General features: G+C 46.0%; 11 protein-coding genes. 7 read left to right on the top strand and 4 right to left on the bottom strand.

What is annotated here, in order from left to right; translation table 11 throughout:
- The first annotated feature begins 22 nt into the window (after positions 1-22).
- Both WJM94_RS23935 and WJM94_RS23930 read left to right on the top strand, forming a co-directional pair.
- Positions 23-967, top strand: coding sequence for an amino acid ABC transporter permease (locus tag WJM94_RS23935; RefSeq protein WP_444496668.1), 945 nt, complete (start codon positions 23-25; stop codon positions 965-967).
- 19 nt (positions 968-986) lie between these two features.
- On the top strand, positions 987-1,712 hold the full coding sequence (locus WJM94_RS23930; protein ID WP_444496667.1) for an amino acid ABC transporter ATP-binding protein: 726 nt from the start codon (positions 987-989) through the stop codon (positions 1,710-1,712).
- A 263-nt stretch (positions 1,713-1,975) separates the two neighbouring features.
- Here WJM94_RS23930 and WJM94_RS23925 read toward each other — a convergent pair whose 3' ends face one another.
- Positions 1,976-2,893 carry a histone deacetylase family protein gene (locus WJM94_RS23925; RefSeq protein ID WP_444496651.1) on the bottom strand — a complete coding sequence of 306 codons (918 nt, stop codon included), beginning with the start codon at positions 2,891-2,893 and terminating at the stop codon, positions 1,976-1,978.
- Positions 2,894-3,021: 128 nt separating this feature from the next.
- On the opposite strand from WJM94_RS23925, the gene WJM94_RS23920 reads away from it, so the two are divergent.
- Both WJM94_RS23920 and WJM94_RS23915 read left to right on the top strand, forming a co-directional pair.
- Positions 3,022-3,711, top strand: a complete 690-nt coding sequence (locus WJM94_RS23920; RefSeq protein ID WP_444496650.1) for an SDR family oxidoreductase — start codon at positions 3,022-3,024, stop codon at positions 3,709-3,711.
- A 141-nt stretch (positions 3,712-3,852) separates the two neighbouring features.
- Positions 3,853-4,059, top strand: coding sequence for a hypothetical protein (locus WJM94_RS23915; protein ID WP_444496649.1), 207 nt, complete (start codon positions 3,853-3,855; stop codon positions 4,057-4,059).
- A gap of 225 nt (positions 4,060-4,284) precedes the next feature.
- Here the strand turns inward: WJM94_RS23915 and WJM94_RS23910 are convergent, their stop codons facing one another.
- The 3 genes from WJM94_RS23910 to WJM94_RS23900 all read right to left on the bottom strand — a co-directional run bounded on the left by WJM94_RS23910 (position 4,285) and on the right by WJM94_RS23900 (position 9,107).
- On the bottom strand, positions 4,285-6,249 hold the full coding sequence (locus WJM94_RS23910; protein ID WP_444496648.1) for a DNA topoisomerase III: 1,965 nt from the start codon (positions 6,247-6,249) through the stop codon (positions 4,285-4,287).
- Between the two features lie 104 nt (positions 6,250-6,353).
- Positions 6,354-6,902, bottom strand: coding sequence for an NAD(P)H nitroreductase (locus tag WJM94_RS23905; RefSeq protein WP_444496647.1), 549 nt, complete (start codon positions 6,900-6,902; stop codon positions 6,354-6,356).
- Positions 6,903-7,094: 192 nt separating this feature from the next.
- Entirely contained in the window at positions 7,095-9,107 is a 2,013-nt protein-coding gene (locus WJM94_RS23900) for an FAD-dependent oxidoreductase (RefSeq protein WP_444496646.1), read from the bottom strand.
- A gap of 224 nt (positions 9,108-9,331) precedes the next feature.
- Between WJM94_RS23900 and sppA the strand changes: the two genes are divergently transcribed.
- The 3 genes from sppA (at position 9,332) to WJM94_RS23885 (ending at position 13,874) form a co-directional block, all read left to right on the top strand.
- Positions 9,332-11,182 carry a signal peptide peptidase SppA gene (sppA, locus tag WJM94_RS23895; protein WP_444496645.1) on the top strand — a complete coding sequence of 617 codons (1,851 nt, stop codon included), beginning with the start codon at positions 9,332-9,334 and terminating at the stop codon, positions 11,180-11,182.
- A gap of 111 nt (positions 11,183-11,293) precedes the next feature.
- A complete protein-coding gene (gene ansA / locus WJM94_RS23890) occupies positions 11,294-12,307 on the top strand; it encodes an asparaginase (protein ID WP_444496644.1) in 1,014 nt (337 codons plus the stop codon).
- A 130-nt stretch (positions 12,308-12,437) separates the two neighbouring features.
- The gene (locus WJM94_RS23885) at positions 12,438-13,874 is read left to right on the top strand and encodes an IS1182 family transposase (RefSeq protein WP_444493534.1); all 1,437 of its coding nucleotides are present in this window, start codon (positions 12,438-12,440) and stop codon (positions 13,872-13,874) included.
- The last annotated feature ends 80 nt before the right edge of the window (positions 13,875-13,954 follow it).

Genomic DNA, 13,954 nt, shown 5'->3' with positions numbered 1-13,954 from the left:
AAGAAAAAAGAGAATCTGAGTGATGCAGTCAAAATCCTCAAAATGGATAGGACACGGAATTTATGTCCTAATTATGGCCATGCTGATTGGCGCGGTCTATTTCTCTGGGAAGAGTATTAACTATAACTGGCATTGGGATCGTCTCTGGCCATACGTAGTTAACACCGAGATGCAACAGCTTCGTGCAAACGGTGATGGTACAGCAGTGGTTAAAGCTGGTCAGTTAACGATTGAATTCGATGACTCTAGCCAACCGCAAATCATCGGTAATTACACAACACTTCTGGTTGGAAACGGTGATTTAGTTTTCCAAGGCGATGCCGTCGCACAACTGAACGAATGGAAATTCGGGCCGATTGCTCATGGTCTATGGGTAACGATTGAAATCTCCTTTATCTCTCTCATTTTTGCAATTTTACTCGGTCTTATATTTGGCCTGATGAGGGTCTCGAAGAACCAGGCAGCAAGAGATTTGTCTCTTACCTATGTTGAATTGATACGTGGTACGCCGCTGCTCGTTCAAATATTTATCGTTTATTTCTTTATCGGAACCGTACTTGATTTTGATCGCTTTACTGCCGGTGTAGTCGCGTTATCTGTATTCACGGGGGCTTACGTTGCCGAAATTGTACGCGCAGGTATTCAGTCTATTCCAACAGGGCAAATGGAGGCGGCGCGTTCATTGGGTATGACTTATCCAAAAGCAATGCGCTACATCATTCTGCCGCAAGCACTAAAACGTACTTTGCCTCCTTTGGCGAGCCAGTTTATTAACCTCATTAAAGACTCTTCGCTTGTATCAGTTATCTCTATTACTGACTTAACCAAAGCGGGTCGTGAAGTCGTGAGTGGCAGCTTTGCACCTTTCGAAGTGTGGTTCACTGTTGCGGCACTTTACCTACTAGTAACCGGGACTCTGTCTTGGGCAATTCAACGTTTAGAGAAGAGGTTATCAGCCAGTGACTAGTGAATATAACGGCGAAGATATGGTTTACGCCAACAACGTAGACAAGTTTTACCCTAACGGTTGCCACGCTTTAAAATCGGTTTCAACTACAGTAAAACGTGGTGAAGTGGTGGTTATTATTGGACCTTCAGGTTCGGGTAAATCAACGTTTTTACGTACATTAAACCAGCTAGAAGAGATAAGCACTGGAACTATCATTGTTGATGGTTTCGATATGTATGCGAAAACCACTGACATCAACGTATTACGTCAAAACGTAGGGATGGTATTCCAAAGCTTCAACCTATTTCCGCACATGACCGCGTTGGAAAACGTCATGATTGCGCCATTAAAAGTGGCTAAGCGCCCTAAGCATGAAGTGGAAGGCGAAGCGAAGGTGTTGATCAAACGTGTTGGTTTAGAAGAACGCATGAACAACTACCCAACGCATTTATCCGGTGGTCAGCAGCAACGTGTTGCGATAGCTCGAGCACTAGCAATGAAGCCAGATCTCATGCTTTTTGATGAGCCGACTTCGGCACTTGACCCTGAAATGGTCGGTGAAGTACTGGATGTTATTAAGTCACTGGCAAAAGAAGGGATGACCATGGTTATCGTGACTCACGAAATGGGCTTTGCCCGTGAAGTTGCCGACCGCGTGTTGTTTATGGAAGATGGTAAATTGTTGGTGGATGACAGCCCTCAAGCTGTGTTTGATGACCCAACTCATCCTCGTCTGCAACAGTTTCTGGCAAAAGTGTTGTAACTGTATTTGCGAAACAAGAACCGAGCTTTAAAGCTGAATGCCGTTCGTTTAACAGCGAACGGCATTTTTAAGTCTCCCGTCATCCTGAACAGCGACGAAGGAGCGTGATTCAGGATCTCGTTTCCGAGTGCTTTATGTCCAAAGTTATTCCATAACTGCTCAGTGTGCTGCTATTAGATTCCTAGTCTCGCTAGGGCTCGCTGGAATGACGCAGATAAAAATAGTTAAGCCATTGGCATTAAGTTTTTCTTTTGCGGTGCTTTTTAGCCAAAAACTTCCAAACTCGCCTGAATCAAATTCATATGAATCGGGACAAGATCTTCGTGATTGGTTCGGTAGCCGCCTCCGACAACCGCCGCGACCGGAATGCCCCGATCTTTCATCAGCGTCATTAAGAAACGATCTCGCTCTAATATGCCTTGGGTGGAAACATCAAAGTAACCGAGCTCGTCGTCAGCGTGTATATCAACACCCGCATCATAAATCACCATATCAGGTCGATGCAGATTCAGCGCCATTTCCACCACCTCTTTAAATGTTATTAAAAAGGTTTCATCATCGGTTCCCCTTACCAGAGGGACATCCAGATCAGACTCCGGTTTTCTTGCCGGGAAGTTCTTATCACAGTGGAAAGAGAGCGTCACAATGTCCGGCTCATCCTGACAGAGCGTTGCTGTACCATCACCGTGGTGTACATCACTATCAATGATCAAGATTTTATCGACATTGTCGTGACCCAACATGTGCTTTGCCGCAATCACAAGATCGTTAAACAGGCAGAAACCACTGCCGAAGTCCCGGTGAGCATGATGATAACCACCACTCAAATGCAAAGCCACGCCATGTTCTAGTGCTTTTTCGGCGGTCAGAACCGTACCTGCCGCAGAAGTTAGCGTTCTGATTATGAGCGCTTCGCTCCATGGAAACCCGATGCGACGCATTTTAGCTGCAGGCAAAGTGCCACTAACAAGTAAATCGACGTACTCTTCTTCGTGAACTTGCTTGATATCGGCAACGGAAAGCGCCTTTGGCTCAAAAAACTGAACTCGCTCTTGCCAGTTTTCACTTGCAACCTTTGCCTGCACCGCATCATAAAGGTATTGGTACTTCATGATTGGATAGCGATGCCCTTCTGGCAAATCGAGTTGTGAGTATATTGGGTGATAGATAAGTGGCAGCATCGGAGGTTCTTTTCATCAATGGTGGCAAAATAGTACCAAGTTCAACAATTGATTAAAATGCAATTTCACTGCTAAGGTTTTAAGAACGAACACAATACTCGTTAACCAACATGACAATAGGGGTTCAAATGAGTTTTACCGTTTTTATTACTGGCGCAAATCGCGGTATCGGCTTGAGTTTAACTAAGCTATACATCGACAGTGGCTGGCAAGTACACGCGACTACTCGTAATTTAGCGAACAGCGACGAATTAGTCAGTTTAAGTGACCAGCACTTCTCTTTAACGCTTCATGAGCTTGATGTCACCGACTACCAACGAGTCGCCAAACTGGCCCGGATTCTGCCCCCAATCGACCTATTAATTAATAACGCCGGTTACTTCGGTCCTAAAGGTTGGGAATTTGGAAATACCGACGTTGAAGAGTGGCGTAAAGTATTTGAGGTCAACACGATAGCACCGCTAAAACTGGTAGAAGCCTTCTACCCATTACTACAACAAGGCCAACTGAAGAAAATCGCCTGCATTTCATCTAAGGTCGGCAGTATGACCGAGAATACGTCTGGGGGCGGTTATATTTATCGTTCATCTAAAGCCGCACTTAACTCGGTCGTCAAAAGCTTAAGCAACGACTTAACCGAGCAAGGGTTCACGGTTCTGGCCCTTCATCCAGGCTGGGTTCGCACAGCGATGGGCGGGCCAAATGCATTAATTGACGCTGAATTCTCGGCCGCGGGACTCACTAAAGTTATTGATGAAAGCACACAAGATAGTTCCGGGCATTTTATTAATTTTGATGGCACTGAAATACCTTGGTAGATAACGTCAATACACGATATCTCGACTATGATAGGTGCAGCAAGTTACACAAGATATGCATTATTTTGTCTATAAAACTTGAATTTTGTCATATGCAACCCAGACTTAGTGTAGTTTTTAAAACCACTACGGAGATTTATAATGGCTGCAGATAAAGATCTGGTGAATTTCAGTGAAGATCATGAACTCAATTCTTGCCTAAGAAGTGCAGGTAAACGTCAAACCCAAGCAAACAGAGACGCGCTTGTTGGTTTGGGTAAGCAAGTTAAACAAGACCTCGGTAAGCGTGTTCTGACTCAAGATGATGTCAAAGGCGCAATTGAGAAGAATGGCGGCTTGTTTGAATAGTAAAGTTAAAGACTAAAGCGGCACTGTTCATCATTGCAATGCCGCTCGCTTAACGCCTCCCGTCATCCTGAACAGCGACGAAGGAGCGTGATTCAGGATCTACTCTCCGAGCACTGCATTGCTAAGGCTATTACAAGAACTTCTCAACGCGCTGATAATAGATTCCTAGTCTCGCTATGGCTCGCTGGAATGACACCGATGAGCAAAAATCGGGCAGTGTCAATTTTAAGATGATTTACGTTTTGGCGAGCCCGAATTGGAGGTATTGCCTTTCGAATAACTGCGCTTCTTACGCTTAAACGCTGGTCGTTCTACTTTCGGTAATTGACGTAATGATTCTGGAATTGTCCCCGACTTAACCTGTCCCATCAAACCATCGATTCGAAGCTCCAATGCTTGCATAAAAGGCTGATAAGCCTGATTTTTCTCTGCCATACCTTGCAACTGGTGCTCCCAATGCGCAGTCATATCCGGATAAGTTGCCTCTTGCGGAAGTGCATGAATCAAACCTCGGCCCGCTGGTGAGCTTAAAATCGATTTGCCTTGTCGAGTCAAAAGTTGGCGCTTGAAAAGTGTATCGAGAATCCCGGCTCGCGTCGCTTCCGTTCCAAGACCATCCGTATCCCGAAGTATCTTCTTCAACTCTTTATCCGAAACATAACGCGCAATTCCCGTCATAGCCTGTAACAGAGTCGCTTCGGTAAAGTGTTTTGGAGGTTCTGTCTTGCGGTCTTTAATTTCGCCTTCCCGACACGTTAGTACGGTACCTTCCGCTAAAGGTGGCACAGCATCAATTCCTTCGTCCTCGTTGTCTGTTTTCCCCATCAAAGCTTTCCAGCCAGGAAAAACAAGCTGGCGACCTTTGGCGATAAATGTGCCACCTGCGATGTCAAACACCAGCTTAGCTTCTGCGTAGACTGCTGCTGGATAAAACTGAATTAAATATTGTCGTGCAATCAGCTGATAAACTTTCATCTCATTGCCAGATAACGCATTCACGTTCGCTTGCTTAGGCGTTGGAATGATAGCGTGGTGGGCATCCACTTTTTTGTCGTTCCAGGCTTTCGATTTAATAGACAAGTCGGCCCCCTGAACGGCACTTTGTAGCTCTTTGGCGTTGTTAGCAATAGCAGCAGTCACTGACCCCGCTTGTGCATAATGTTCCAGCGGCAAATAACGACAATCCGAACGCGGGTAAGTAATCAGCTTATGTTTCTCATAAAGCGCCTGACAGGTATCCAATACTTGCTGGGCACTCATGCCATAACGTTTTGCCGCGTCAATCTGAAGCGCAGATAAAGAATAAGGTAACGGAGCAGCCTGCTTAGTTTGCTTTTGCTCCGACTCTTTCACGGTAGCTGGCTGGTTCTGGATACGGCTTGCAACATTCTCCACCAGCTTTCTGTTGAGTACTCGCCCTTCTTCATCCTGCCACGGTTTACAGGCATCACTTGGCTTCCAGCGAGCGCGAATATCAAATGCGCCATTTTGGTCTTGATATGGGATTAACGCGTGTAGAGTGAAATAGTCTTTCGGCACAAAGTTTTCGATTTCTTCATCACGGCGAACGACCAATCCTAAAACCGGGGTTTGTACTCGTCCGACCGAAAGCACGCCTTGATAACCCGCTTTTTGGCCCAGCAATGTGTAAGCACGTGACATATTCATGCCATAGAGCCAATCCGCCCTGGAGCGAGCCAGTGCAGAAACGGACAAAGGGATAAAATCACGGTTACTACGCATCGAACTTAATGCACGCTTTACTGCAGGTAAGTTCAAGTCTGAAATCAGTAAACGTTGTGTCGCTTCTTTCTTGGCTTTAGATAGTTTGCAGTAATCAAGCACTTCATCAACCAAAAGCTGGCCTTCACGATCCGGGTCTCCGGCATGGATAACTTCCGTCGCTTCTTTCAGTAATTTACGAATCACTGTCAGTTGCTTACTGGCACTCTTTCTTGGCCTTAACTGCCACTGCTGAGGGACGATAGGCAAATCCGCCATGTTCCACTTTTTATAACGCTCGTCGTAAGCATCTGGCTCAACTTGCTCTAATAAGTGACCGATACACCAAGTCACCACATCTCCATTGCCACAGCGAATAAAGCCTTGGTCTTTCTTTTGAGGATTAGGGAGTGCGGCAGCGATCGCGCGGCCTAAACTTGGTTTTTCAGCAATAAACAGACGAGACATAAGGTTTTGGAAGTAATAATAATTAGGGCCACATTATCGAATGTAGCCCTAATAAATCAAGAAAAAACTGTACAGATGAACAGTAACAAAGCTTTGCTCAAAGTTTATTGAAACTCAACAAACTTAGACAGATCACGCTCTGGCACTTTCATCGGTGTACCGGCTGGCGTGCCTAAGTAAAGGAAACCGACGATTTCATCTTCACCTTCCAGACCAAACGCCTTATGCACTTCTGGGTGGAACATCCACTCTCCTGAACGCCAGAAACCTTGGAAGCCTTGCGCGACTGCAGCCATTTGCATCGCTTGAACCGCACAGCCCGCCGAAAGGTATTGTTCCAGTGCAGGTACTTTTTCATGCTTGGTTACTTTTGCGATAACTGTAATTACCATCGGTGCACGGTATGGCGCATTTTTCAATTTTTCAATCACCGCATCATCACTGTTTTCCGCCATCGCTGCACTCACCAAAATATCCGACAGTTTCTTTAAGCCTTTACCTTGGGCAATGACAAAACGCCACGGCGTTAAACCTGCATGATCAGGAGCACGAAGGCCTGCACGAATGATATTTTCCAGCGCTTTACCTTCCGGTGCTGGCGCGGATAACTTGCCGACAGAACGACGGTTAAGCAAAAGATCGAGAGCTTCCATGAACAGGTCCTTATTGAATCTAACTTGAATGTTGTCTGTTGGTCACTTTAGCACAATCCACTCTTTGGAATAACAATCTGTTTTTTAGGGATTATACCCATTTCACAAAGTACAATATTCCATTCTGAATGGAGATAAAAAAAGCCGCGCAGTGTGCGCAGCTTTTTCAGAACGTTTATGGGTGAAAAGCGTTTATAGCTTCACCGCAAGTTTCACACCCTGACGGATCGCTCGAACGGCATCCAGCTCACCAGCGTAATCAGCACCACCGATGATGTGTAACTTACCGCCCAATTGAGGCCATTTGTCTTCAAAGGGACGAACCGATTCCTGACCTGCACAAATCACTACTTTATCAGCATCCAGCAACTGAGATTTGCCATCAACTTTAATGTGTAATCCGCGCTCATCGATTTTCTCGTAAGACACACCGCCAAGCAGATGAACGCCACGTTTTTCTAACGTACGTTTGTGGATCCAACCAGTCGTTTTACCCGGGCCTTTGCCGACTTGGCCTTGACGACGCTGAAGGACCCAGACTTCTTTGTCACTGACAGAGTCAGGGAAAGGGTACAAACCACCCGGCTGAGACATCTCTTTATCAATGCCCCATTCATGTAGCCAGTCATCCAGCGTATGGCCTACTGGTTCAGTGATCATGGTTGCGACATCAACGCCGATACCACCAGCACCAACAATAGCGACTTTTTCACCAACTGGCGTTTTATCGCGAATCAAAGTTTGGTAGTCGACCACTTTTTCTGGATTGTCGATACCTTCAATGACAACTTTGCGTGGTTCTACGCCCGAAGCCATCACGACTTCATCGTATTCGGTCAGCAAATCAAAATTTGCTTCGGTTGAAAGATGCAGATTCACACCTGTCTCATCGAGACGGTTAGCAAAGTAACGAATCGTTTCACGGAATTCCTCTTTACCCGGAATTTGCATCGCCAGGCGGAATTGTCCACCAATGCGGTCATTCTTCTCGAACAAATCGACTTTATGGCCACGCTCTGCCAGTGTCGTCGCACATGCGAGACCAGCCGGACCTGCCCCCACTACGGCAATGTTCTTTTTCTTAAGCGCTGGCGAGACGACGATTTCGGTTTCATAACAAGCAAGTGGGTTAACCAGACAGCTTGCTCGCTTACCTTTAAACACATTGTCCAGACACGCTTGGTTACAGCCGATACAGGTGTTGATGAACTGCGCTTTTTCCTGCTCAGCTTTTGCCACAAAGTAAGGGTCAGCCAGGAATGGGCGAGCCATAGAGACCATGTCAGCTTGGCCAGACGAGAGAATTCGCTCTGCTTCATCTGGAGTGTTGATACGGTTACAAGTGATGATTGGCACTGATACATGCGGCTTCACTTTCTCTGTAACCCAAGTAAATGCACCGCGCGGTACTTGAGTCGCGATGGTTGGAACTCGGGCCTCGTGCCAGCCAATACCCGTATTGATGATAGTTACGCCTGACTCTTCAAGCGCTTTAGCCAGTTCAATAACATCTTCAAACGTGCTGCCTTGCTCTACTAAGTCCAGCATTGATAGACGGAAGATAATAATGAATTTATCACCTACTGCTTTACGAACTGCTTTAACGATCTCGACAGGGAAACGCATACGTTTTTTATAGCTACCGCCCCACTCGTCGTAGCGCATGTTCGTACGCTTACATAGGAACTGGTTAATCAAATAACCTTCCGAGCCCATCAACTCCACACCGTCATATCCAGCTACCTGCGCAAGCTCAGCACTTTTGGCAAAGTCTTCAATTGTGCTCTTGATTTGACGTTCACTCATTTCACTTGGCGCAAACTTTGAAATCGGAGCCTTAATGCCCGATGCACTTTGTGCCAGAGGGTGCATTGCATAGCGGCCTGCGTGAAGAATTTGCAGGGCGATTTTGCCGCCATGCTTATGAACCGCTTCAGTGACCACGCGATGCTGTTCTGCATGTTTAGGCTTACTAAACTCTGCGCTCAAAGGGTGTAGCCGACCACGGAGGTTTGGAGAGAAACCGCCCGTTACAATTAAACCTACGCCGCCTTTTGCGCGTTCTTCATAAAATGCGGCCAGCTTTTGAAGCCCTTCCTTGTGCTCCTCTAAACCAGTGTGCATTGAGCCCATCAGAACGCGGTTACGTATTTGGGTAAAGCCGAGATCGAGTGGTTTTAATAAGTTTGGGTACATGGCAGACATTACTAAACATCCATTGTTATTATCTTGTGAAATAACATTACATTCCGTTAACCACAAAATCAAACAGGTGTTTACATTTTTGTAACGCCGATCAATCTAGTGCTAAAATATGCCAATTGTTGAAGGAGCGTGATAAGCTAAAAACACGTTATCTTTTGAGATCTTAGAGATAAGAACCCATAATTTGTAAAATTACGAATTGCTTATCTCGTGATGGAGACATGATGAAAAAACTCTTCAAATTTATTGGTCTGATATTTAAAGGAATATGGAAAGGTATCACCTTTGTCAGACTTGCTCTGACAAACTTGATCTTTCTATTAATGATTGCCGTTTTCTACTTTGCGTTCACATACACTGGAGAAGGTCGACCAGTCATAGAGAAAGAGTCTGCGTTGGTGATGAATCTATCTGGCCCAATCGTAGAACAGCGACGTTATGTTAATCCAATGGATTCCTTCACCGGCTCTTTGCTCGGTCAGGAGATGCCGAAAGAGAACGTCCTGTTTGATATCGTTGAAACCATTCGCTATGCCAAAGATGACCCGAAGGTTAAGGGGTTAGTCTTAGCGCTGCGCGATATGCCAGAAACGAATTTGACCAAGCTGCGCTATATTGCAAAAGCACTGAATGAATTTAAAGCGTCGGGAAAACCGATTTATGCCGTCAGTGACTTCTACAATCAAAGTCAATATTACCTCGCCAGTTACGCCGACAAGGTATATCTGGGTCCAGACGGTGGTGTGTTGATTAAAGGCTACAGCGCGTACTCAATGTACTACAAATCGCTATTAGAAAAACTGGAAGTGTCTACTCACGTTTTCCGCGTAGGTACCTACAAGTCCGCAATAGAGCCATTTATTCGAGATGATATGTCGGAAGCGGCGGAAGAATCGGCGACACGCTGGATCACTCAACTCTGGAGTGCATTTGTCGATGATGTGGCAACCAACCGTAAAATTGACGCTAAAGTGTTGAACCCAACGATGGAAGAACTATTGGCAGAAATGCGCTCTGTCGATGGTGATATTGCAAAACTATCGCTTAAGCTAGGCTTAGTCGATGAACTGGCAACCCGCCAAGAGATTCGTACTCTCTTTGCGAAAGAGTTTGGAAGCGACGGTAAAGACAGCTACAACGCGATCAGCTACTACGATTATCTGGCAACGATGCATCCTGAATACGATACCGCAGAGGATGATATTGCCGTTGTTGTGGCGAGCGGAACCATTATGGATGGCAAGCAGCCAAGAGGTACCGTTGGCGGTGACACTGTAGCCAGCCTGCTTCGTCAAGCCCGTAACGATAAAAACGTTAAAGCTGTTGTTCTTCGTGTTAACAGTCCTGGTGGTAGCGCATTTGCTTCTGAAGTGATTCGAAATGAAGTCGCGGCTCTCAAGCAAGCAGGTAAACCCGTTGTTGTATCAATGTCGAGTTTGGCAGCTTCCGGCGGTTACTGGATATCGATGAGTGCAGATAAAATTGTCGCCCAACCAACGACTCTCACGGGTTCGATCGGCATCTTTAGTGTCATCACAACTTTTGAGAAAGGCTTCAGTAAACTGGGAATTCACACCGATGGCGTTGGGACGTCACCATTCTCGGGTAATGGAATCTCTACAGGGCTATCTGAAGGGGCTTCTCAAGCAATGCAAATAGCGATTGAGCATGGCTACAAGCGCTTTATTTCTTTGGTTGGTGATAATCGTGGAATGTCACTTGAAGAAGTGGATAAAGTGGCTCAGGGTCGAGTGTGGACAGGTCAGGATGCATTATCATTCGGTTTAGTAGACCAAATGGGTGACTTTGATGATGCAGTAGAGCTTGCGGCGAAATTGGCTGACATCACTGACTACAGCATCTACTGGGTTGAGGAGCCGCTTTCTCCGGCTGAATTGTTCCTTGAAGAATTCATGAACAGCGTGAAAGTGTCGCTTGGCTTTGACGTAACAAGCATGTTACCGGAGAGCTTACAACCCGCAGCTAAGCAGTTGAAACAAGACGCAAGCATGCTACAAAGTTTCAATGATCCAAGAGGTCAATACGCATTCTGTTTGAATTGCCAAGTTCAATAGTCAGAACTATCTAGTCAAAAAGGGGGATATCTTAGTGATATGCCCCTTTTTATTACCCATCAATTCGTTATAATTCGCGCACATCTCCCCTACATGAAAGTAAATAGAACGATGACTAGAAAACACATCTATATCGCTTATACCGGTGGCACTATCGGTATGCAAAAGTCTGATCACGGTTATGTGCCTATCGCTGGTTTTATGGAGAAACAATTAGCAGCGATGCCAGAGTTTCATCGTCCAGAGATGCCAGAGTACACCATCCACGAATACGAGCCTTTGATCGACTCATCAGACATGACGCCAGCCGACTGGCAGCAAATCGCTGATGACATCCGTGATAACTATGACAAATATGATGGTTTCGTGATTCTGCACGGTACAGATACAATGGCTTACACTGCTTCTGCGCTGTCTTTCATGCTGGAAAACCTTGGCAAGCCAGTTATTGTAACGGGTTCACAAATCCCTCTGGCAGAGCTACGTTCTGATGGCCAGGCGAACTTATTGAATGCGCTCCATATCGCAGCGAATTTCCCAATTAACGAAGTAACTCTGTTCTTCAACAACCAGTTGATGCGCGGTAACCGCAGCACGAAATCTCATGCTGACGGCTTCAATGCCTTCACTTCTCCAAATCTTCCTCCTTTGTTGGAAGCAGGGATCAACATTCAAATTAGCAGTAATGTGACTGTCGGTGCTCAACCAGAAGGCAAGTTTAAAGTGCATAACATTACACCGCAGCCAATTGGTGTAATTACGATGTACCCTGGTATTTCTCATGAAGTCATTCGCAATACATTGCTTCAGCCAGTAAATGCAATGATTCTATTGACGTTTGGTGTAGGTAACGCGCCGCAAAACCCAGAATTGCTTAGCCATCTAAAAGAAGCGTCTGAACGCGGTGTTATCGTTGTGAACTTAACGCAATGTCTGGCTGGTAAGGTAAACATGGGCGGTTACGCAACCGGATGTGCTCTGGCAGATGCAGGCGTAATCAGCGGATATGATATGACTCCTGAAGCTGCACTGGCAAAACTGCATTACCTTCTGAGCCAGAACTTGTCTTACGAAGAAGTGAAAGAGAAAATGCAGCAAGTATTACGTGGTGAAATGAGTCTATAAAGGCTTGTTACACGATACTTAAAATCTAAAAAGCCCAATGATTACATTGGGCTTCAGACTGCTGACAAAGGACTAGCCATCTGGCTAGTCCTTTGATCTAATAGGAGTATCGAAATCTGGATACCTCGACATGCTTCAAGAACCTTCTCCACAACAATACGAACTTGAAATGGTGACGATGGAACAACTTGTTCCCAAAGACCACCTTGTGCGTAAAATTGACTCTGCTATCGATTTTGAATTCATTCGTGATGAAGTCGCCCACCTCTATTGCAAAGACAATGGCCGACCACCTGTAGACCCTGTCCGCCTATTCAAAATTATCCTACTGGGGTACATCTTCGGCGTAAAAAGCGAGCGTCAGCTTGTCAAAGAAATCGAAGTGAATGTCGCATATCGTTGGTTCCTCCGCATGTCCCTCACTGAAAAGGTCATCCATGCCTCGACACTCAGTCAAAACCGTATCCGTCGCTTCAATGGTACGGATGTCTTCGAACGTATCTTTATTAACATCGTTCAACAAGCGATGGCTAAAGGCTTAGTCGCTGGACAAGAGCTCTTTACTGACAGCACTCACCTCAAAGCGAACGCGAACAAAAACAAGCACACCAATAAACAAACGGCAGTCCGAGCGAGTGCATATTTAGATATGCTGGATGAAGACGTTGCACTAGACCGAGCAAAAGAGGGAAAGAAGCCACTTAAAGAACGAACTTCTGAGCAGAAAGCTAATAACACGAAGAGCAGTACGACTGACCCAGAAAGTGGCTTCATGACCCGAGACAATAAGCCGCAAGGGTTCTTCTATCTCGACCATCGCACGGTTGATGGTCAGCATGGCATCATCGTTGATACCCATGCGACCGCGGGGAATGTCAATGACTCCCAGCCTTATATCTGCCGTCTCGACCACACGCTTGAACAGTTTAACCTCAATCCTATCGCCGTTGGTCTTGATGCCGGTTACTTCACGGCCCCTGTTGCTGAATCCCTTGAGCGCCGAGGGATACTTGGCGTGTTCGGCTATCGCCGACCATCACGCACAAAGAATGCCTTCAAGAAGAAACACTTTATCTATAACAAAGAAAAAGACAGCTATCGTTGCCCCAACGGACAGGACCTTATCTACAAGACGACGTCACGCGGCGCTTACCGAGAGTATCACTCAGACCCTAAAGAATGTGCGTTCTGCCCAATGCGTGATGACTGTACTCAAAGTAAAAACATGAAGAAGGTCATCACGAGGCATATCTATACGGAGGCCATGGATAGAGCCAACCAGATGCGGCTCTCTGCTTATGGAAAGAAAACCTACAGGCGGAGAAGTGAAACGGTAGAAAGAAGCTTCGCCGATGCAAAACAACATCACGGTCATCGATACGCTCGCTTTCGAGGGTTAGCCAAGGTGCAGATGCAGTGCTGGTTGGCGGCGGCTGCTCAAAACATCAAGAAGATAGCGTTGGTGGTGAGCACTCTGCGTAAACTCGGCCTAAATCGAGGTGAAATAGCGCAAATCCTCACTTATATACGCCAATTTAAGAACACTAACGCTCTAGAGTTTATCTAACAAAAAATATCGCGATCGCGGCCTGCGGCCGCAAAAAAAACAGAACCCCACCTTAAAAGTGGGGTTCGTCATCAATCTGA

Origin of the sequence: Vibrio sp. YIC-376 (assembly GCF_052353105.1) — a bacterium.
Classification (GTDB): Bacteria; Pseudomonadota; Gammaproteobacteria; order Enterobacterales; family Vibrionaceae; genus Vibrio.
The sequence above is the reverse complement of the archived record's forward strand: the minus strand, read 5'-3'. Positions and strand labels throughout refer to the sequence as shown.

Bases quoted from the DNA above. Each gene is read 5' to 3' on its own strand.
- WJM94_RS23935 (WP_444496668.1), top strand. From the start codon at position 23: ATGCAGTCAAAATCCTCAAAATGGATAGGACACGGAATTTATGTCCTA.
- WJM94_RS23930 (WP_444496667.1), top strand. From the start codon at position 987: ATGGTTTACGCCAACAACGTAGACAAGTTTTACCCTAACGGTTGCCAC.
- WJM94_RS23925 (WP_444496651.1), bottom strand. From the start codon at position 2,893: ATGCTGCCACTTATCTATCACCCAATATACTCACAACTCGATTTGCCA.
- WJM94_RS23920 (WP_444496650.1), top strand. From the start codon at position 3,022: ATGAGTTTTACCGTTTTTATTACTGGCGCAAATCGCGGTATCGGCTTG.
- WJM94_RS23915 (WP_444496649.1), top strand. From the start codon at position 3,853: ATGGCTGCAGATAAAGATCTGGTGAATTTCAGTGAAGATCATGAACTC.
- WJM94_RS23910 (WP_444496648.1), bottom strand. From the start codon at position 6,249: ATGTCTCGTCTGTTTATTGCTGAAAAACCAAGTTTAGGCCGCGCGATC.
- WJM94_RS23905 (WP_444496647.1), bottom strand. From the start codon at position 6,902: ATGGAAGCTCTCGATCTTTTGCTTAACCGTCGTTCTGTCGGCAAGTTA.
- WJM94_RS23900 (WP_444496646.1), bottom strand. From the start codon at position 9,107: ATGTCTGCCATGTACCCAAACTTATTAAAACCACTCGATCTCGGCTTT.
- sppA (WP_444496645.1), top strand. From the start codon at position 9,332: ATGAAAAAACTCTTCAAATTTATTGGTCTGATATTTAAAGGAATATGG.
- ansA (WP_444496644.1), top strand. From the start codon at position 11,294: ATGACTAGAAAACACATCTATATCGCTTATACCGGTGGCACTATCGGT.
- WJM94_RS23885 (WP_444493534.1), top strand. From the start codon at position 12,438: ATGCTTCAAGAACCTTCTCCACAACAATACGAACTTGAAATGGTGACG.